15 protein-coding genes and 1 riboswitch are annotated in these 19,564 nt (G+C 42.4%); of the genes, 11 read left to right on the forward strand and 4 right to left on the reverse strand.

Features of this window, described 5'->3' with window-relative positions:
• The first annotated feature begins 2 nt into the window (after positions 1-2).
• Positions 3-758 carry a class I SAM-dependent methyltransferase gene (locus M2444_RS22335; RefSeq protein ID WP_094868437.1) on the forward strand — a complete coding sequence of 252 codons (756 nt, stop codon included), beginning with the start codon at positions 3-5 and terminating at the stop codon, positions 756-758.
• Between the two features lie 70 nt (positions 759-828).
• On the opposite strand, the gene M2444_RS22340 is transcribed toward M2444_RS22335, so the two are convergent.
• Together M2444_RS22340 and M2444_RS22345 are read right to left on the reverse strand one after the other, a co-directional pair.
• A complete protein-coding gene (locus tag M2444_RS22340; RefSeq protein ID WP_280788068.1) occupies positions 829-2,103 on the reverse strand; it encodes a sensor histidine kinase in 1,275 nt (424 codons plus the stop codon).
• Complete coding sequence (locus tag M2444_RS22345; RefSeq protein ID WP_094868435.1) at positions 2,103-2,780, reverse strand: response regulator transcription factor; 678 nt, start codon at positions 2,778-2,780, stop codon at positions 2,103-2,105. The genes M2444_RS22340 and M2444_RS22345 overlap by 1 nt, the downstream gene beginning before the upstream one ends.
• Before the next feature lie 318 nt (positions 2,781-3,098).
• Here M2444_RS22345 and M2444_RS22350 point away from each other — a divergent pair, with 318 nt between their 5' ends.
• The 3 genes from M2444_RS22350 to M2444_RS22360 are packed head-to-tail and all read left to right on the forward strand — an operon-like array spanning position 3,099 to position 6,579.
• The gene (locus M2444_RS22350; RefSeq protein WP_094868434.1) at positions 3,099-3,842 is read left to right on the forward strand and encodes a polyphosphate polymerase domain-containing protein; all 744 of its coding nucleotides are present in this window, start codon (positions 3,099-3,101) and stop codon (positions 3,840-3,842) included.
• Positions 3,835-4,515, forward strand: a complete 681-nt coding sequence (locus M2444_RS22355) for a DUF4956 domain-containing protein (protein WP_094875342.1) — start codon at positions 3,835-3,837, stop codon at positions 4,513-4,515. The genes M2444_RS22350 and M2444_RS22355 overlap by 8 nt, the downstream gene beginning before the upstream one ends.
• Positions 4,516-4,539: 24 nt before the next feature.
• Positions 4,540-6,579 (forward strand): carbohydrate-binding domain-containing protein, encoded by a 2,040-nt coding sequence (locus tag M2444_RS22360; protein ID WP_280788069.1) that lies wholly within the window; start codon positions 4,540-4,542, stop codon positions 6,577-6,579.
• A 64-nt stretch (positions 6,580-6,643) separates the two neighbouring features.
• Here M2444_RS22360 and M2444_RS22365 read toward each other — a convergent pair whose 3' ends face one another.
• A complete protein-coding gene (locus M2444_RS22365; RefSeq protein ID WP_256989669.1) occupies positions 6,644-7,273 on the reverse strand; it encodes a TetR/AcrR family transcriptional regulator in 630 nt (209 codons plus the stop codon).
• Between the two features lie 203 nt (positions 7,274-7,476).
• Here M2444_RS22365 and M2444_RS22370 point away from each other — a divergent pair, with 203 nt between their 5' ends.
• From M2444_RS22370 to M2444_RS22380, 3 genes are all read left to right on the forward strand, one after another.
• A complete protein-coding gene (locus M2444_RS22370; protein WP_042131593.1) occupies positions 7,477-8,238 on the forward strand; it encodes an SDR family oxidoreductase in 762 nt (253 codons plus the stop codon).
• A 120-nt stretch (positions 8,239-8,358) separates the two neighbouring features.
• Complete coding sequence (locus M2444_RS22375; RefSeq protein WP_280788070.1) at positions 8,359-9,153, forward strand: alpha/beta fold hydrolase; 795 nt, start codon at positions 8,359-8,361, stop codon at positions 9,151-9,153.
• A gap of 40 nt (positions 9,154-9,193) precedes the next feature.
• On the forward strand, positions 9,194-10,183 hold the full coding sequence (locus M2444_RS22380; RefSeq protein WP_094868430.1) for a sensor domain-containing diguanylate cyclase: 990 nt from the start codon (positions 9,194-9,196) through the stop codon (positions 10,181-10,183).
• A gap of 15 nt (positions 10,184-10,198) precedes the next feature.
• On the opposite strand, the gene M2444_RS22385 is transcribed toward M2444_RS22380, so the two are convergent.
• A complete protein-coding gene (locus tag M2444_RS22385; RefSeq protein WP_280788071.1) occupies positions 10,199-11,050 on the reverse strand; it encodes a leucine-rich repeat domain-containing protein in 852 nt (283 codons plus the stop codon).
• Positions 11,051-11,346: 296 nt separating this feature from the next.
• Here M2444_RS22385 and M2444_RS22390 point away from each other — a divergent pair, with 296 nt between their 5' ends.
• The 4 genes from M2444_RS22390 (at position 11,347) to M2444_RS22405 (ending at position 19,540) form a co-directional block, all read left to right on the forward strand.
• Positions 11,347-11,592 carry a helix-turn-helix domain-containing protein gene (locus M2444_RS22390; RefSeq protein WP_256989673.1) on the forward strand — a complete coding sequence of 82 codons (246 nt, stop codon included), beginning with the start codon at positions 11,347-11,349 and terminating at the stop codon, positions 11,590-11,592.
• 52 nt (positions 11,593-11,644) lie between these two features.
• Positions 11,645-12,646, forward strand: a complete 1,002-nt coding sequence (locus M2444_RS22395; protein ID WP_306440366.1) for an EAL domain-containing protein — start codon at positions 11,645-11,647, stop codon at positions 12,644-12,646.
• A 113-nt stretch (positions 12,647-12,759) separates the two neighbouring features.
• Positions 12,760-13,314 (forward strand): hypothetical protein, encoded by a 555-nt coding sequence (locus tag M2444_RS22400; protein ID WP_094868427.1) that lies wholly within the window; start codon positions 12,760-12,762, stop codon positions 13,312-13,314.
• Between the two features lie 168 nt (positions 13,315-13,482).
• A riboswitch (cyclic di-GMP riboswitch) is annotated at positions 13,483-13,569 on the forward strand.
• 157 nt (positions 13,570-13,726) lie between these two features.
• Complete coding sequence (locus M2444_RS22405) at positions 13,727-19,540, forward strand: NPCBM/NEW2 domain-containing protein (protein WP_280788072.1); 5,814 nt, start codon at positions 13,727-13,729, stop codon at positions 19,538-19,540.
• Positions 19,541-19,564: the final 24 nt, after the last annotated feature.

The raw sequence follows: 19,564 nt of genomic DNA on the forward strand, positions 1-19,564 counted from the left end.
GGATGAATAACAAAGAACGTTTCTCAAATCGGGTAGATTCGTATGTGAAATATCGCCCGAGTTACCCTAAAGAAGCCATTGATTATTTATACAATACGATTGGGCTAAAACCGAATTGTGATATTGCGGATATTGGCGCAGGAACAGGAATATTTTCGGCACTGCTTCTGGAGCGCGGGAGTCGTGTGACTGCCGTTGAACCAAATCCGGAAATGCGTACAGCTGCGGAGGAGATGCTCGCAAAGGATAACCATTTTCGCGCATTGCCTGGGTCTGCCGAGAAGACAGAATTGCCAGACCAGTCTGTAGACTTTATCGTATGTGCCCAGGCGTTTCACTGGTTTGATAGGGACGCAGCGCAATTAGAATTCAAGCGGATTCTTAAACCGGGTGGAAAGGCAGTTCTGATATGGAATTCTCGGCGTACTTACGGTACCCCATTCCTGGAGGAATATGAGCAGCTTGTGCAAACCTTCGGCACCGACTACACTGGGGTTAATCATAAGAACATTACCCCTGAAATCCTTAGCTCCTTTTTTAAGGCAGGGCAGATGCAAGTAGCGCACTTTAGCAATCAGCAGGTGTTTGATTTCGAGGGATTAAGCGGACGGGCGAGATCATCTTCCTACATTCCAGCCCCCGGAGATCCACGTTTCGAGAGTATGATGACGGAGCTGAGGAACCTATTTGAACGAAATAAACAGGATGATAAAGTATTTTTTGAATATGAGACCGAGGTCTATTGGGGCGAAGTATAGTATATGATCAGCATATTAAAAAGACTCAAATCCTAATGATAACAGGGATTGAGTCTTTTTTTACTTTTAGTTATGAAAGATGAACGTAAAAGGTGGTGGATTCGCCGACCGTGCTTTTGGCGTAAATTTTTCCTTTATGTTGTTCAACGATGGATTTGGCAATCGCCAGCCCTAGGCCATAACCCCCTTGTGTACGCGCTCGGGAAGCATTCGTACGGTAGAAACGGTCAAAGATTCTCGCTAAGTGCTCCGATGCAATGCCCTCACCCGTATTGGTGACCGATAACACCATATCATTATGGTGGTTTTTAAGGGATAAAGTGACTGAGCCTTTAGGATTCGTATATTTTACAGCGTTGTCTAAAAGGATCATAATCACTTGTTTAATTTGTTCACTATTCCCTAGCACGATCAGGTTAGGTTCAATGTCATATTCAAGCGAAATATGCTTTTCGAAGATAACAGCTTCCATTGTTAAAATAATATTCTCAACCGCTTCGCTCAAATTGAATTTCGAATAGATCAGGGTCGATCTGGAATCGTCCATCTCGGTTAGGTATAGCAGATCATTGGTCAGACGGGTCATTCTCTCTGTTTCCGACTTGATATAGTGCAGCCACTTCGATTGATTGTGAATAGTATCATCACTGTTGGAGAGAAGAACATCCGCATTGGTGTTAATAATGGTCAACGGCGTCTTCAATTCATGGGAAGCATCGGCAATAAACTGCTTCTGTTTATTAAAAGCCTCCTTCACCGGTGCGATAGACCGATTAGCGAAAAACCGGCTTGTGAAGTATAAAATAATTAGCATCACCGAGCCAACTACAGAGAAGGTATAGATTAGATTGGTGAGGATTTTCTGCTGGGCAGTGATGTCCAGAAATACAAGCATCGCTCCATCATTCGTATGCTGGATGTTGAAGATCCATTTGCTGCTGTCCAAGGTGAACCTTCCGGTATCTTTATCAGCACTTAGAGCCTCTTGCAGAGCTGTAGTATAAAAATCATCATCCATCGTAAATTTGGAATCTTTCCCGATGAGGTTCGACGCTGTATCTATCTTCAGCATAAATGAGACAGACCGTTCCGGAGGTGGAGTTCCGTTATCGATACGTTTATTATCAGCATGGGGTAACTGGGAACTTCCCTTAGTTGAGCCCATTCGTCCTGCATCACCGCCGGGAGACTTGTAGTTCTCCATAATTCTGTGAAGATCCATCTGAATATTGTTTTGGACATCTTGGTACGTAATGACATAAATCGAGATGAAAGCCACCAGCATTATTACGGATATAGTTACTAGGTTAACAATAAGAAATCGATTTCTGAGCTTCGTGAACATTAGGCTGTCACCTCTAATACATACCCTACATTTCTGATCGTACTAATGCGTACAGTGGAATTTAAGAAGGTCAATTTTTTTCTCAAAAAAGAAATATACACTTCTACATTGTTGTGCTCTGCCTCCGAATCAAACCCCCATAACTTCTCAATAATTTGTTCCTTGGAGGTTACGGCTTGTTTCCTCAGAATCAGAAGCTCCAATAATTCACTTTCCTTAAGATTCAGCTTGATCTCTTTGCCACCTACGGTAAGCTTCAGAGTCGATGTATTCAATTCAATATCCCCGAACTTTAAAGCATCATCTGGAATAACCTCGTTTTTACGTCTTAGTACAGCCCTTATTCGTGCCAGTAGGATCTCCGAGGAAAAAGGTTTGGCGATATAATCATCAGCCCCATAGTCTAGTCCAGTGACCATATCTGTTATCTCACCCTTTGCTGTAAGCAAGATAACGGGAGTGGATACCCCCTTCTTACGCAGCGACTTGAGGACGCTAACCCCATCCATCTCAGGCAGCATAATATCGAGCAGCAGTAAATCATAAATTCCGCTCAGTGCATAATCCAGACCCGATCTACCGTCATGGACTGCGTCCACCGAATAATTATGTTTTTTTAATATTTGAGTTAAGGCTTCGGCGAGATGAAGCTCGTCTTCTACGATTAATATTCTCATGGTTCTGCCATCCCCTACATAAAACGAGTATTTGTTATTGAGGTCATTATATCAGTATTACCTTTACTGAACCTTAATGAAGGTTGGTATAGAACTGTATTGTGAAAATTGAACAGGTGGCAAGTAACGGAGGGGAATTTTGGAACTGTAGGAGCAATAGCGTCCCCCTTTGTCTGCGAAAGTCCAACATTCACCGCAGTTACGATTTACACCTCTGTTAGTGGGATGTAAAACCATTTAAGATTCATTAAAGGTTTGGGATCTAAGATACATTCATAAGCACAAGAGACAACGATAAACAGAAAGGAATGATCCCATATGGCGATTGAGGTATTCAACCGTTATGAGAACAAATATTTACTGGATAACGAAGCCTACTATAAATTTTATAACCAATTACTTGAATACATGGAGCTAGACGATTTCAACAAGCAGCATGAGTTTTATTCCATAACCAACTTATATTATGATACTGCGCACAATACGCTGATTCGTAACAGTCTTGCGAAGCCGAAGTACAAAGAGAAGCTGCGTTTAAGAGCTTACGGTGTTCCAAATCAAGATACAAAGGTTTATCTGGAAATCAAGAAGAAGGTGTTCGGGCTGGTGAATAAAAGAAGAACGTCGCTCAAATTGGACGAGGCTTATGCTTTTGTTGCCACAGGCAGGGAGCCAGAATTCGAGGACTACATGAACAAACAGGTGATTGAAGAGATTAAATACTTTTTAACGCGATATGAATTGCAGCCTAAAGTGTATCTGTCTTATGACCGCAAAGCGTTGTTTTGTAAAAATAATCGTGATTTAAGAATCACGTTCGATACGAATATCCGAAGTCGGCGGTACGATCTCAAGATGGAGCATGGCGTTTATGGCGAACCATTACTAGAGCCGGGTCAGTGGCTGATGGAAGTAAAGGCTGAAAATACGATTCCGGTCTGGTTAGCAAAAATGCTCTCAGAGCATCAAATGTACCGTACAAGCTTCTCCAAATACGGTAATGAATATAAAAAAATGCTGAAGAACAGTAAAACAGATCGGGGGAGTGCTCTTTATGCTTGATTCATTATTTACCGTAGCAACGAGTACAGAGCTAACGTTTACCAACGCAATTCTAACTATTTTTATAGCTATCGCCCTTGGCGGGATCATTAGCTACACCTATATGAAGACAAATTCCGGCGGGTATTCGCAAAGCTTCACACTCACGATGGTACTGCTGCCCGTAATTGTGGCCATCATCATTCTGCTTATTGGCAGTAATGTTGCCAGAGCCTTCAGTCTTGCCGGAGCATTCTCCATCATTCGGTTCAGAAGTGCGCCTGGCGATCCGAAGGATATCACCTTTGTATTGTTCACCATGGCATCAGGACTTGCCTGCGGGGTAGGTTCTTTCGGATACGCGGTGTTGTTTACCCTTATTCTGTGCGCCCTGATGTTTATTCTTAATCGGACTAATTTTGGGGTAAGAACAACATCGCAAAAAACACTAAAGGTAACTATTCCAGAGAGTCTGGGGTATGAAGAAGCCTTCGCAGAAGTTTTCAATACATTTAATGTAGGGTATGAGCTTAAGAAGATTAGAACGACTGAGCTTGGCAGTTTATATGAACTGGTCTACTCCGTTACGCTGAGTGAGGCTGTGAACCAGAAGGAGTTCCTGGATGCGATCCGTACTCGAAATGGGAATCTAGATCTCTCGTTAACCATGACTCCCACTGTAAATGACTATTAAAATGACCGAAAGGATGGATGGAATATGAAAAATTATATAACAGTCAGTAAAATAGGGATTTTGTTATTGTGTGCGGGACTCATGTCGGCTTGCAGCAATAATAATACAACAGCACAGTCTGAAGCTACGTCGAGTGAATTAACGTTGAGCCAGAGTGGAGCTGCTACTGAAGTACAATTGGCAGGTGCTAAGCTGTCGGACTTGGTAACGTTCGATGAAGACGATTCTAATACAAGTTGGACGGCGGACCAATCCACGGATATTGCCCTGGCTGGCACGAGCGCTGTTGTCGAAGGTGCGGGAGCTGAATCCAAAGATGGGTCAGTGGCGATTACTGCAGCAGGAACCTATGTGCTTTCGGGTAAGCTGAGTGATGGGCAGATCGTAATTAATAATCAGGATGACGGAATTGTACATCTGGTGCTGAACGGTGTGAACATTACGGACAGTGACAGCGCTGCAATTTATATTAAAGAAGCGGGTAAAGTGATCATTACCTTGGAGGACGGAACAGAGAACTCCGTATCGGATGGGGCAACTTATGTCTATGCTGATGACACTACAGATGAGCCTAGTGCAGCTATCTTTAGTAAAGCAGACTTAACAATCAATGGCACAGGGAAGCTGTCTGTTTCTGCTAATTATAATGATGGGATTACAAGCAAGGATGATCTCAAAATCATGAGTGGCATCCTTGAAATTCAGGCTGCTGATGACGGGATTGTCGGTAAAGATCTAGTTGCTGTGCAGGATGGAAGTATCAGCATTACAGCTGAAGGTGACGGAATCAAATCGACCAATGATACCGAAACGGATAAAGGCTTTATTGGTATCACAGCAGGAACGTTTGATATTCAGGCTGGCAATGACGGAATTCAGGCGGAAACTGCACTTGTAATCGATGGCGGAACGTACACCTTGGTTACAGGCGGAGGCAACGAGAATGGTGAAGTGAAGACAGGTGATCCAGGGACAGGCATGGGCATGAGAGGTAATCGTGGACAAGGAACAGGTGGCCAAGCACCAGGAACAACAGATACATCGACATCAGAGGCAAAGCCAGAGACAATGCCGGAGGCGTCACAGCAGGAAGCGTCAACTACATCAACAACGGCAGAATCCGAAACAGTAAGTACTAAAGGGTTGAAGGCTGGAGGAGATATTAGCGTAAACAACGGAACATTTAACATTGATTCTGCTGATGATGCAGTGCACAGCAATAGTAACATTGCGATAGCCGCTGGAGAATTTAACATCAAAACTGGCGACGATGGAATTCATGCGGATGCCTTGGTGGCGATATCCGGTGGCAAAATTGATATTACGAAGAGCTACGAAGGGATTGAAGGAGCGAACATCGCGATGTCCGGAGGCGAAGCTCACGTAGTCTCTTCTGATGATGGAGTGAATGTTGCAGGAGGTAATGATGAAGTGACTGTAGGAGGTGGCCCTCAGGAGCAGGATCAGTTCAGCGATGCTGCAGCTAATGTACTCACGATTAGCGGAGGAACATTAACGGTCGATGCCACAGGTGACGGATTGGATTCGAACGGCTCTATCGTGATGTCCGGTGGTACAGTAATTGTTAACGGACCTACTAATGGTGGAAACGGCGCTCTCGATTACGATGGCAGCTTTGAACAGAGTGGCGGTACTCTAATAGCCGCGGGAAGCTCGGGTATGGCTCAGGCAACGTCTGACACCTCCAGCCAACATGCAGTCAGCATGACGTTCCCTCAGATCCAGAAGGCCGGAACATTGGTCCATCTGGAGGATAGCGAAGGAAACACAATCCTAACCTTTGCTCCATCGAAAGATTATCAGTCGCTCGTGATGAGTTCCCCTGATTTGAACGACGGTGGACCATACACCCTCTACTCGGGAGGTACCTCGACTGGCAGTGAAGCAAATGGAATGTATACGGATGGCGAGTATACTGGAGGAACGAAAGTAGTAGCGTTTGAAATCACCAGTAGTGTAACTTGGCTGAATGAATCCGGAGTAACCACCGCGAACACCAATCAAGGCCCAGGTGGCGGTGGTGGTGGAAAAGGAAGACCATAATCTATAAAATGCATATTAAAAGCCACTCCAGCACATTGGAGTGGTTTTTTGGTGGTTGAGATAATTAGTCGCTATTAATAGAGAGCAAATTCTGCTTAATGGGTTGATTTGAAGTCTTTATGATCACATTATGTGAATTAAAAGACAGAATTTGAATCAGCTGCTCGGCCATATGGTTCGCAGTATATTTGAACCCTCCTTTTACCCATTCCATGATTAATCCAAATAGAGCATAGGCCGTATAGCTAGAAAATAATTCGATATTTATATTGTTATTAGTATGATTAACCGCGACTAAGTCCTGCTTGGTTAGCTCCTTTAAGATGTCACAAATCTTATTTTGAAACCCAGGCAGAACATTGGAATTTACAATGATGGTATAAAAATTAGAATAGGAAACGACATGCTCAAAAATTTTGATGCTAGAGGTAGTAAGCTCACTCACCATAAATTTATCGGTATGGAGATAGGGATCTTTATAAGCCTTAATTAAATCCTCCAGCACATCATCAATTAACTCATTCAGAAGTTCTTCTTTGGTTTGATAATGCTTATAGAAGGTTCCACGGTTTAAATCGGCTAGGGTAACAATATCGGTTATCGTAATGGTGCGGAAATTCTTTTTTTCCATGAGTAATATCAATGCATTTTTTAGTTCTTTCCTCGATTTACTTGTTCTTCGATTTTTAAGCAACAGAAGACCACCTAACTGTCTATTTTCTAACCCTATTTCAACACAATCCTGCTTTATATTTATTTATGAACATTTGGTGTCCCGTTTGTATATTGATAGTTAAATTGCAGATGATTAAACTTAAGTAGAATAAATTTTAATCGTTTTAGAGATTTTATATATTAATACTTACATTATAGATAAACGTAAAGGAGACTTCCAACATGAAACTTCAAGACAGAGTTGCAGTTGTTACCGGAGCAGCATCGGGTATGGGGAAATCTATCGCAGAGTTGTACGCTAAAGAAGGTGCTAAAGTAATAGTAGCCGATCTTAACTTGGAAGGTGCGGAACAAGTCGCAGCAGGAATCGTTAGTAATGGTGGAGTAGCTAAGGCGTTAAAAGTAAATGTTGCTCTAGTCGAAGATATCAATAACATGATTGATACCGCAGTAAATGAATATGGAACGCTAGATATACTAGTGAATAATGCGGGTATTATGGATGGATTTGAGCCAGTTGGTGATATTAATGATGAGAGATGGGATCTTATCTTTGACATCAATACCAAAAGTGTAATGCGGTCCACACGTAAAGCGCTACCTATTTTCCTCGAAAAAGGAAAGGGCGTTATTGTGAATACCGCTTCTACAGGTGGCGTAAGTGGTGCTCATGCTGGAGCAACTTATACTGCCTCCAAACATGCAGTAGTAGGCTTGACAAAAAATACAGCTTTTATGTATGCCAACAAAGGCATTCGTTGTAATGCCATCGCACCAGGAGCTACTGCCACTAACATTAGTGCTTCTATGAAAAATATTAATGAGTTCGGCATGAGCCGTACTCAACTTACACAGGCTGTAATTCCTCGGGTAGGTTCACCTGAAGAAATCGCACAAGTTGCGTTGTTCCTGGCTTCCGATGACTCCAGTTTTGTAAACGGAGCGGTCCTCGCTGCCGATGCGGGATGGACTTCTGCATTCTAAAATTAGATAGCATAAAAACTCCGCTAGAGATTACTCTAGCGGAGTTTTTTATGCGCTTGATATTTCCAGGCCAACCCTTCAAAATAGAGAGAATGCTAACTATAAAGGGAGTTATATGAAATGAACGATGTTAGGGCGCGGAATCACGTGAAAGTGATTGGAGAAGGAGAACGAACCATTGTTTTTGCACATGGATTTGGGTGTGACCAGAGCATGTGGCAGTTTATTACGCCCTCTTTTGAGAAGAAGTATCGAATCGTTCTATTTGATTATGTAGGCTCAGGTAACTCTGATTTAAGTGCATATACAACAGATAAATATCAATCGCTCCACGGCTATGTACAGGATGTATTGGATGTCATCGAAACGTTGAAACTCAAAGATATTATTTTTATAGGTCATTCGATTAGCTCAATGATCGGGATGCTTGCTTCGATTGAGCGGCCGGATTATTTTGATAAAATGATTATGATAGGTCCTTCTTCATGTTATTTAAATGAGGGGAATACTTATTTCGGAGGCTTCGAGAAAAGTGATATTACTGAGCTTCTGGAGATGATGGAGATGAATTTCGCTGGCTGGGCTAGCTTTATGGCACCTCTTGCTATGAACAACCCTGACCCGGTGTTAACGAAAGAGCTGGAGCGCAGCTTTATCTCGGCAGATCCTGTTATTGCAAGGGAATTTGCAGAAGTTACGTTCTTTTCAGATCATAGGGAAGATCTACCTAAGGCTACAATCCCTACACTTATTCTACAATGCTCGGATGACAGTATCGTACCTATAGCGGCTGGAGAATATCTACATAAACACTTGAATAATAGTACCTTCCGTTTAATGGAGGCTAAAGGGCATTACCCACACATTAGCCATCCTGAGGAGACCATCACTTTAATTAATGAATATCTTACGTAAGCTAGATGAGATTATGCTGTGTTGAAAGGATATTTAGATCATGGATGACCGATTAAGATATGCGCCTTGTGGCTATGTTTCTATTACCCATGAAGGAATAATCAAGGATGTAAATCAGACGTTTTTGGACCGTATGGGGTATAAACAGGTTGATTTGGTGCATAAGCATTTTGAATCTATCATGTCTACGGCAAACAAGCTTATTTTTCATTCATACTTCTATCCTTTTATTAATCTTAATGGACAGGTGGAAGAGTTATTTATAAATCTGAAAGATAGTGATGGTAAAGCGGTTCCCTATTTATTGAATGGCAGAAGGCTCGAGTGTGAAGGTGTAGAGGTCATTGATTGTATCCTGGTACAGATGGGAAAACGTATTGACTATGAGCTGGAGCTTCGGTCTGCCAAGAAGCAAATAGAAGTGGCTTATTGGGAAAAGGATCAGGCGCTTGCCGAGCTCAAGCGAATTCATTTAGAAATTGAACAGAAACAAGCCGAGCTGCTGGAGATGAATGCCGTTTTAGTAGAGTTATCTAATACAGATAAGCTGACTGGGCTGAAGAATAGAAGGTTTCTTCAAGAGAAGCTGGAAGAGCAAATTGTAGGGTACGGCCAAGTTCAAACAGCATTTTCGCTGTGTATTATAGATATTGATCATTTTAAAAAAGTGAACGACACCTATGGGCATCAGACAGGTGACTATGTGCTGGAGAAAATGGCGAGTATCTTGAAACTGCAATCTCGTAAAGAGGATATTGCGGCTAGATATGGCGGTGAGGAATTCATACTTCTTTTACCTAATACAGACATCTCGGAGTCAAGGACTATAGCTGAGAATTTACGGCAGTCTATCGCGTATTCAACTTGGGAAATGGGCCGGATAACGGTGAGCATTGGTGTAGCTACATTTATTCCAGCCGATTCAGAAAACACCCTGCTGCAAAAAGCTGATCAAGCGCTCTATGCCTCTAAAGAACAGGGGAGAAACCGCGTTACCCACTTCATAGATTTGAATGAAAAGCTTCTTTAACAGGGGGCTTTTTTGTTATTTATAAACGATACATCCTCTTTGCTCTAATTGCTCTAAAATGTCTGTTTCCTTCAAGCTGTGATTCCATCTGAGATCCAGTTTCTCTAATCGCTCTAGTTGTAGAAGGGATTTCGGAATTTCTTGCAGGTTATTATCTCTTAGGTCAAGCTCAACAAGGCTGCTTAATTGACCTATTTGCTCAGGCAGCTGATTCAGTTTATTTTTTCGAAGGTTCAGTTTTCTTAACTTGCTTAGTTTACCGATGGATGAAGGTAGTTCAGTGATTCGATTATCATTTAAATCAAGTATCCGAAGTTCTTCTATAGCACCCAAATGCTCGGGTAACAAGACCAGTTGATTACCATACAGATGGATCTCTCTTAGCCCTTTTATTTGTGTGATTGAATCTGGCAGACTTTCTAGCTGATTGTAATATAGCCGCAATTCAATTAGACTGCTCATTGCGCCTAAAAGAGTAGGCAGTTGCTTGAGATTATTATCTGTTACATTCAGATACTTGAGTTTCTGGAGATTACAAAGCTGCTCCGGCAGCTGCTCGAACTGATTATTACTTAGGTATAGAAAAGAATCCAACCCCCGTAGTTCTCCAATACTCTCCGGCAATACCTTGAGTCGATTATGGCCTAAATCAAGCATTCTTAAGTGAACTAAACGACCGATGTTCTCGGATAACCGTTCGATGTCATTACCCGCATAATTTAGTACCTCTAATTCATCATGAAGGAAGAGTTGATCGGGAATCTCTTTAATATGGTTGTTGTACATGCTCAGTTCTAGTAGAGGATTGCTCTCAAACACGATCTCTGGCGTTTCTGTAAGTCCTTTTCCGTCAAAATTATATCTCATAGAAGGTTCTCCTTTGTTATTGGTATGGGCAATCGTTACGATAGAATATAACAGGATAATGATTTATTATCTGTATGTTGGCATACAAAACTATGGCGTGTTTTAGAAAGGAATAATGAGATGGAAGCTTCTTTTTGGAAAAGAGGATTTCTTTGGCGATCTGGATGTGATCCATCCCTCCAATGCAAGAGTGATATCAGCGGTGGCGATGAACGATACACTACCCGTTAGTTAAGGAACAATTGATGCTGCTGCAAATGGATCGTTTATTTTTATCGAATCGGTTATTACCCGAAATGAAATTTCATGCTGCGAGAGCGCGTGCAATTTTTACTCTAAGAAGACTATACCAAATATTCGGGATAGAGGAGCAAGGCGAGATGAGGATTAATCTCCGGCTGACCCATCAGCAGTTCGCGGATATAATCGGAACGCTCAGGGAGACGGCTACCCTTGTGCTTAAAGATCTGCAAGAGCAAAAGATTATTGAGATTCAACATCAACAGTTAACCGTGTTAGACCTGTCGTACTTACTGGAGTAAACGGATTTTGATTGAGAATAGTAGTTCTGGGAGCTTTTTAAGAGAATCGAAGATGAAAGGGGTTATGAATGTGGCTTGTAATCATTGTGTAGTAAGAGAGCTGAATTTTGAAATTAAGGCTCATGGCGAGCTTAATCTAAGGATGTTACCTGAGGTTATTCATCATTTGAGTAGAAGCAATACGATACATAAGGTAGAAGAAAATGTGATTACGATTAAAGAGGCTGGGGCGCGGGATTTTCTGGATTTCTGTAATGATCATATGGCGTCGAAGCAGATTGAATTCCGTATAGATGACCAAACATGGAGACCTCTATCCGAGATGCCCACTGTACTTGATATGGAGTGGATTGATGAGGTTATCACTAAGGGGTTAGTGATTTGTCACTTCCAGCCAATCGTGAATGCAAAGGAAGAGATTTTTGCATATGAGGTCTTATCCAGATTTAAAAAAGAAGATGGAGCCCTTATCTATCCTAATGAGATCTTTACGGCGGCACGCAATCGTGGCCGTTTATATGCTTTAGACCGGTTATGTAGAATGACTGCTGTAAAATGTGCTGCACCCTTAAATAAAAAAACGTTTATTAACTTTATCCCAACGTCGATCTACGCTCCAGAGTTCTGCCTAAGATCAACAGTTGAATTGGCCAATCAATTAGGCGTAGATCCCTCTCTTTTTGTCTTTGAAGTTGTTGAGACGGAGAAAGTGGATGACCTTGCTCATTTGAAAGCTATTTTGACATATTACAAGGATCGGGGATTTGAATACGCTCTAGATGATGTTGGCGAAGGCTTCAGCACAATCGAGATGTTATTGGCACTTAAACCCCATTACATGAAGCTGGATATGAAATATGTTCAGGGTGTGTCTAGTGATCCGAGCAAACAGAAAGTAGCAGAACAGTTTTTAGAAAAGGCATTAGAAATCCAATCCGTTCCCTTAGCAGAAGGAGTGGAATTTAGAGAGGACTTTGAATGGCTTAAGCAGAGTGGTTATCAGTTGTTTCAGGGATATTTATTTGGAAAACCTGACCCTATTCCCAAACAGTGATCCTAATGAGTAGATCTCCGTCTAGAGGATGAGATGAATTCAGGTCAGAGTCTGATTACAGGTGAGCCCCGGGGCTGTACAATTTAGGTAATTGAGAAGGGGGTCGGATGAATATGGAATGGCATAAATACATCACACGTTGGGCAGATTCCAGGGGCTGGGAAGGGCGAGAGATTGATTATCAGTGGCCTTCTCCCTCATTTCCAGTGGTAAGTATTCGCAGCAATTTAGGTCGCTACTCTGGTCAGGGTTATGGCAGCAGACCTCGTGTGAAGACAGCTGTTGGATTAATTGCTATTGGAGATATAGCTGTAGGCTTGATTTCCATAGGTGCGATAAGCGTAGGGGTTCTATCCGTGGGTGCAATATCACTAGGAATGTGGTTAGCACTTGGAGCGATAGCACTTAGCTGGCTTGGCTTCGCAGCTGGGGCGATTGCTATTGCAGGAGTGGCTGTAGGAGCGATCGCGATAGCCGAAAAAGCGTTGGGTGCTGTCGCCATAGGGGATACGGCATTTGGAGCGGTAGCCATAGGACGGATTGCTGGGGGAGCCGTAGCTATTGGACAATGGGCATATGGTCTAATCGCGGTTGGCGAGCATGGCTTTGGGTTAATTCCGATCACAGGTGATGTGTGGAATTGGTTTCGGCGACTATTTGGAGGTTGAACGCTCCTCCAGTCCTAAAGTATCACTCTTCGTCTGGGACAGTTGATAAATAATATCGATCAGTTAGAGGAAATTGATTGCAATTACCTATGTCGATCAAATATCAATTTCATACCAAATAATCATGCAATAAGATGCATAGTTATGTTAACCTTTGTAATGTAATCGAAACTTCATAGGCAAACCTATGGAAATGTAGGGACGCAAAGCTATAGGGACTAAGGTTATCACGACTATTGTCAGCCAGCTGCCAAAGAGTGTATAACGCTTTTTGTTTTTAAGGTTTAATAAAAATTAAGTCTTAATTTTTATGCAACTTTAGCTGCAATCAAGCTACTCTTTCGGGGTAGTTTTTTTTGTGCTCATTTTTAGGCATTGAAGAGATTCATATTACATCTGGGGGGTAGAAAAGATGAAAAAAATGATTGCAATCGCTACATCGGCAGCCATGTTAGCTAGCTTTTCGAGTGAGGCAGGTTATGCTTTAGCAAGTGATGTAAGCAAGGTAACTGTAGTGAACACTGTAGTACAAAGCAAGGCTGACCTAATAAGCAATGCGTCAGTTATTCCGTTTGATCTGTACGGCAAGGCTATCCTAGGCGCTTATAATGATGTTTTTAGAATGAATCCTGCGAATATTAAATCCATTACCAATAACGGTGGTAACTACTCAGGTTCACCTATAGCAAAGGCTATTGATGGCGATATGAGTACGCATTGGGAAACGGGCAAACCGAATAGTTCAACGTTTACGAATGAGGTTGTCTTTGTATTCAATGAGTCCACTGAATTAAATAGAATCGTATATGCTGCAAGACAATCCAGCGCAAAGGGTAAGGGGTTTGCCCAGGAATTTGATATTTATGGCTCAACAACGGATGCAGGCGATTATACGCTAGTATCCTCTGGAGAATATAAAGGCTCAGCAGGTGACGTAGTAGAGGTGCAGTTTGACAGGGCAACCTTTAAGAGACTTAAATTTGTCTTCAAAAAAGCTAACCAAGATTGGGCGAGTGCGGCTGAGTTTTCTTTTTACAAAGAAGATGCCGTATCCGCTAAAATGAAAAATTTATTCACAGATGACAGCTTGAGTCAAGTTAGCGCAGCATTTAATACGATGGAGAAATTAACGGCTTTAGAACAAGAAGTGCAGACACATCCACTGTACGCGCAGTTTCAAGCAGATATAGAGAATGCAAAAGTACTTCTGGAGAATCATCAAATAGAGGCAACAGCGGCTAAGGTTTCGAAGCTAAAAGGCTATGGTACAGCATATGAAAATGCCTATAGCGAAGCTTATAGAATGCCCAACTCAAACGTATCAAAAGTAACGGTGAACGGCGGAAGCTACCCAGGTACGAAACCGGAATACATGCTCGATGACCAACCGAATACACACTGGGAAACCAATAAAAACAATGACGACAGCTTCACGAATGAAGTTGTGTTTGAGTTAGCACAAGCGAAAGTATTAGATAGAGTGGCTTTCCTGGCTAGAGATAACCGCAAAGGCTTCCCAGAGGCTTTTCAAATTTATGCATCAGAAACAAGTAAGGGAGAGACCTTCCAGCTCGTATCTAGCGGAACCGCGAATAGTACGAATGACTTTCTGGAGTTTAAATTTGAACCTACGAAGTTTAAAAGATTGAAATTCAAGTTCACAAAAGCCAATATCAACAGACCCTTTGCAGCCGAATTTAGATTTTATACAGAGGATAAAGTAAGTGAAGCTGTAAATGGTATTTTCACAGATGGCACGATGAGTGCGGTTGTTCCTGCTTATAATAGCGTCGAAGCAATCAACGAATTAGAAGAAGCGGCAAAAGTACATCCGCTCTATCCAATCCTGAAGGATTCTTTGGATTTAGCTAAGAAGCTAGTGAATGGTGAAATTCAAACCGAAGGCACCATCATTGAGGCGGAACAACGTGGAGATATGAAAAAGCATGCGCAAGAAAACCTGAGAATTGGTTTCGGTACGAACAACCAGCCTACAGGTCTCGTTGCAATGCCTGGAGATACGATCAACGTTTATGTGGACGCAGCTTCGAGCGATAAATTGCCTTCTTTAGTCTTTTCTCAACAAGAGGCGGCTTGGAACGTTTGGGCTAGCAGTGTGAAATTGCGTCCAGGTAAAAACACAATAACCGTTCCTGAATTTGCGACGAATAGTTATTATGCACATGAAGTGACTAAGGGCGGTACAGTGTATATCGTCAATCCATATACAGCGGAGGAACAAGGTAAAGCACCTATGATCCGGTTCGAGGGGCTTACCAAGATCCCTATGATGACCAAGATTACAGATCCTGAACAATTCAAAGCCTTCTTAACCACCTATAAACAAAAAATAGATGAAGATAAGGCAGCGCATCCGAATGTTCAAGATCGCGAGCTCATTGATGTGGTGGAAATGGTCAGCGATCATGTTATTTTCACAGGCACTGCGACAGAAGCTTATAACATGTTTATTACGCAAGAAAATGATCCGCTGGGTACCGTAACCGGCTATGATACTTGGATGAAGACGATCTTTGACTTCTATGGCTTGGATGGCAGTAGTGTGATTCATGATGCCAAGCTAATTCGTGAGAATATCCGATTGATGCAGCCTTATGGTGCGATGTATGCAGCGGGGGACCATACAGGGATACAACTTGGAACCGTGGGGACAATGTTAGGTGATTTTAACAAAGTCTATCCAGGCTGGGGATTGAATCATGAAATAGGGCATCGCTTGGCGATGGGCGAACGAGAATATGGTGAAGTAACCAATAATATGGTGTCTATGCTGATGTCAGTCTATGCGGACTCGATGGATACTCGTATTCCTTTTGAAAGTGATATATATAAATATGTAATCGAAGAAAATAAAGTGGTTATGAATCAGCAGGGCTTATTTGCACAGCTTGGTGCCTATTGGCAGTTAGAATTGGCGCATCCGGGTTACTGGACAGAACTGACCAAGCTGTACCGCGAGCGGAAGGTCTCCCTTCCGAACGGCGACAATTCCAAGCAGCAGTATTTGGTGGAGTTCTCCTCTGAAGTGCTGGGGTTAGACTTAAGTAGCTATTTTGCCAGACATGGCTTCACTGTGAATCCTGAAACAAAAGAGAAGTTAGCTAAATATCCAGCACCGAAAAAGCTCTGGTATTTAAACAATTCAGTGGTTCATTATGAAGGAACAGGAATAGCAGATAAGAATGTTGCGATAAAGGTTAATATCACGCCTAACACTACTGCTAAATCGAACACACTAAGCTTCAGTATGGATACGGATCTTAAGAAAGATTTCTTAGGTTATGAGGTGTATAGAGACGATAAGTTAGTAGGGTTTACAGGGACTGACCAGTTCGTGGATACGAATGTAGATAACAGCATCAATTATACGTACAAGATCGTTGGTTATGATAAGAAGCTGAACCCACTGAAGCCGGTACAGGTTAAAGCCTTCAAGCCAGCGTTATCTGTTGAAGATCAAATCACGTTAAAGCTTAATCAAGCTTTTGATCCGATGAACTATGTAAAAGCGACTAACTATCTAGGAAACGATATTACGGCTAATGTCACCCTGAAAGCAAATACCGTTGATGTAACGCAAAAAGGCGACTACGAAGTGGTATATGAAGTGAAGAACGAAGGGGTTACAGAAACCAAAAAAACACTGGTTACGGTAACGAGTGACTATGCTTATCTTTCGGATCTTAATGCCAAGTCAGTCGTTGTTGGTTGGGGTGAATTAAAGAAAGATAAAGCCGTTTCTGGTGGAATCATCAGCCTTGTTCGACAAGGGCTAGCTGCAACCTATGCCAAGGGAATCGGTGTACATGCGAACTCTGAAGTTGTTTATGATATTGAGGGTATAGGTTATGACTTCTTTGAAAGCTACATCGGGATCGATCAAGCGATGAAAGGAAAGCCATCCTCTGCAACCTTTGAAGTGTATGTAGATGGAGAGAAGAAATTCGCGAGTGATGTTTTCCGGGCAGGGACAGAGCATGAATTTGTGAAAATACCTGTGACAGGTGCGCGCGAAGTGAAGCTGGTTACCACAGATGCTACAGATGGCAATGCTTCAGATCATACGGTATGGGCCGATGCGAAGTTTACGAATACTTCAAGTAAGCCGACCATCACAGTGCCGGAAGAGACAACTTTCGTTCAGTTGAATAGTGAATTTGATATTTTGACTGATGTCACAGCCGTTGATAAGGAAGATGGTAACTTGATTGGAGCCGTTGAGGTAAACCCGAATGGTTTCACTTCAAGTAAAACAGGCACTTACACCGTCGAACTGTCAGTTACAGACCGGGATGGGAATACAGCTGTGCAGACCCGAAAGATCGTTGTGTACAGCGCTAGTAAATACTTGAGTGATACAGCTTGGCAGTCGGCAAGAACGGATTATAATGTGGTTCGTAAGGATAAGGCAAGTTCTAACAATCCGATTAAACTACTTGTAAATGGCGTAACCAAAGAATTTACGAAGGGCTTAGGAACGCATGCTAACTCTGAAATTGTGTATAATCTGGCGGGTGCTAATTTCGAATATTTTGAAACATATGTAGGGGTTGACCGAAATATCCCAGAGCAAAATAATTCTAGTGTGATCTTCAAAATCTTTGCCGATGGGGCAGAAGTATATAATAGCGGACTGATGAAATTTGGCACGGAAGCTAAAATAGCTCGAATCCCTGTGAAGGGTGTAAGTGAATTGAAATTGGTATTAGATAATGCAGGTAACGGAAATGCATCAGATCACGGTGATTTTGCGGATGCGAAGTTTATGATTCTGAACAGTACACCGGAGCTTACGATCCCTAAACCTGTATCCACCAAAGTGGGGCAAGCCATAGCCATAAACGAAAGCTATTCGGCAACGGATTCAGAAGATGGTGACTTAACGGCTCAAGTAAAGGTTACGGGTGAAGATCAGGTTAAATTCAACAAAGCTGGAAAGTATCGGATCACTTATATGGTAACCGATAGTGATGGAAATACGACCACGAAGACTAGAACTATAGCCGTAGTAGACATGACAGATTTTACGTATCTGACGGATTACGACTGGAACTCTACTCAGAACAGCTATACCGCACCTTTGAAGGACAAATCTGTTAGTGCCAATACGCTGAGATTAACAGATAAGGGCAATCAAGTGGTGTCTTACGAGAGAGGGATTGGAGCGCACTCCAACTCGACGATTGTATACGATCTAAGCGATAAGAACGCGGACTACTTCACTTCCTATGTGGGTGTAGATCGGCAAATGTACGGTACGGTTGGTTCGGTGAGCTTCGAAGTGTTCGTCGATGGAGAGAAGAAGTTTGATAGTGGACTTATGAACTCCAGAGATCCACAGAAATTTATCGAGTTAGATGTTAATGGAGCCCAAGAGCTGAAGTTAGTCGTTACAGACGGTGGAAATGGCAACGGATCTGACCATGCTACATGGGGGGGGACCAAACTACATTTCGCGAATGGAGATCACCTATTCACTGGAGATCTGGAACAAGCGATTGCTGTGGCGAAAGCAATTTCTCTTGAAGGTTTCACAGCCGAGAGTATTGCGGTGTTTACGGCCAGTCTCTCGGGTGCAGAAGCAGCTTTGGCTAATCCTTCGGTCACACAAAGTGAGGTAGATGCAGCCGTAGCGGCGTTACAACAGGCAGCAGAGGGTCTGACCGAAATAGACCTTACGCAAGAAATCACGATTGCAGACCCATATTTAAGTGCCTCAATCAAGGCCGCACTAGGCGTATCTGGACAGCTAACGCTAGGGGACATGTATAAACTTACGACGTTAACGAGCGAAACTGGAAGAGCTAAATCTTTGGAAGGTCTTCAGTATGCTAAGAACTTAGAAACACTTAATATTGCTGGAAATGAAATTACGGATTTCTCTCCACTACAAGGATTGACTAAGCTGACTAGCTTATTGGCCGACCCACAAGTGATTGAGATAGCACAATTAGAGGGTCCTGTAGTTGAATTGACCAATCTGGTGAAAGGGCTCGATGGCAGTAAAGTAATTCCTAGTTCAGCAGGGGTTAGAAACACTGGGACATTTAAAGAAATTATGTTTGATATGAATGAATGGGCAGCTAATCCAGAGGTGTTCACCCTAGACCTATCGAACGAAGAGAAGGGAACTTACATGCTAGGGGTAACTTATCAAGTTGCAGGTAATCTCGTGCAATTGATTTCTTTTATTAATAATCCTTAAATTCATAGGCACAGGAAAACAGGC

This window comes from Paenibacillus sp. PastF-3 (assembly GCF_029893135.1).
Classification (GTDB): domain Bacteria; phylum Bacillota; class Bacilli; order Paenibacillales; family Paenibacillaceae; genus Paenibacillus_AQ; species Paenibacillus_AQ nitricinens.

What these genes read in the sequence shown, in the direction of transcription:
- M2444_RS22335 (WP_094868437.1), top strand. Translation starts at nt 3, where the DNA reads ATGAATAACAAAGAACGTTTCTCAAATCGGGTAGATTCGTATGTGAAA.
- M2444_RS22340 (WP_280788068.1), bottom strand. Translation starts at nt 2,103, where the DNA reads ATGTTCACGAAGCTCAGAAATCGATTTCTTATTGTTAACCTAGTAACT.
- M2444_RS22345 (WP_094868435.1), bottom strand. Translation starts at nt 2,780, where the DNA reads ATGAGAATATTAATCGTAGAAGACGAGCTTCATCTCGCCGAAGCCTTA.
- M2444_RS22350 (WP_094868434.1), top strand. Translation starts at nt 3,099, where the DNA reads ATGGCGATTGAGGTATTCAACCGTTATGAGAACAAATATTTACTGGAT.
- M2444_RS22355 (WP_094875342.1), top strand. Translation starts at nt 3,835, where the DNA reads ATGCTTGATTCATTATTTACCGTAGCAACGAGTACAGAGCTAACGTTT.
- M2444_RS22360 (WP_280788069.1), top strand. Translation starts at nt 4,540, where the DNA reads ATGAAAAATTATATAACAGTCAGTAAAATAGGGATTTTGTTATTGTGT.
- M2444_RS22370 (WP_042131593.1), top strand. Translation starts at nt 7,477, where the DNA reads ATGAAACTTCAAGACAGAGTTGCAGTTGTTACCGGAGCAGCATCGGGT.
- M2444_RS22375 (WP_280788070.1), top strand. Translation starts at nt 8,359, where the DNA reads ATGAACGATGTTAGGGCGCGGAATCACGTGAAAGTGATTGGAGAAGGA.
- M2444_RS22380 (WP_094868430.1), top strand. Translation starts at nt 9,194, where the DNA reads ATGGATGACCGATTAAGATATGCGCCTTGTGGCTATGTTTCTATTACC.
- M2444_RS22385 (WP_280788071.1), bottom strand. Translation starts at nt 11,050, where the DNA reads ATGAGATATAATTTTGACGGAAAAGGACTTACAGAAACGCCAGAGATC.
- M2444_RS22390 (WP_256989673.1), top strand. Translation starts at nt 11,347, where the DNA reads ATGAAATTTCATGCTGCGAGAGCGCGTGCAATTTTTACTCTAAGAAGA.
- M2444_RS22395 (WP_306440366.1), top strand. Translation starts at nt 11,645, where the DNA reads ATGAAAGGGGTTATGAATGTGGCTTGTAATCATTGTGTAGTAAGAGAG.
- M2444_RS22400 (WP_094868427.1), top strand. Translation starts at nt 12,760, where the DNA reads ATGGAATGGCATAAATACATCACACGTTGGGCAGATTCCAGGGGCTGG.
- M2444_RS22405 (WP_280788072.1), top strand. Translation starts at nt 13,727, where the DNA reads ATGAAAAAAATGATTGCAATCGCTACATCGGCAGCCATGTTAGCTAGC.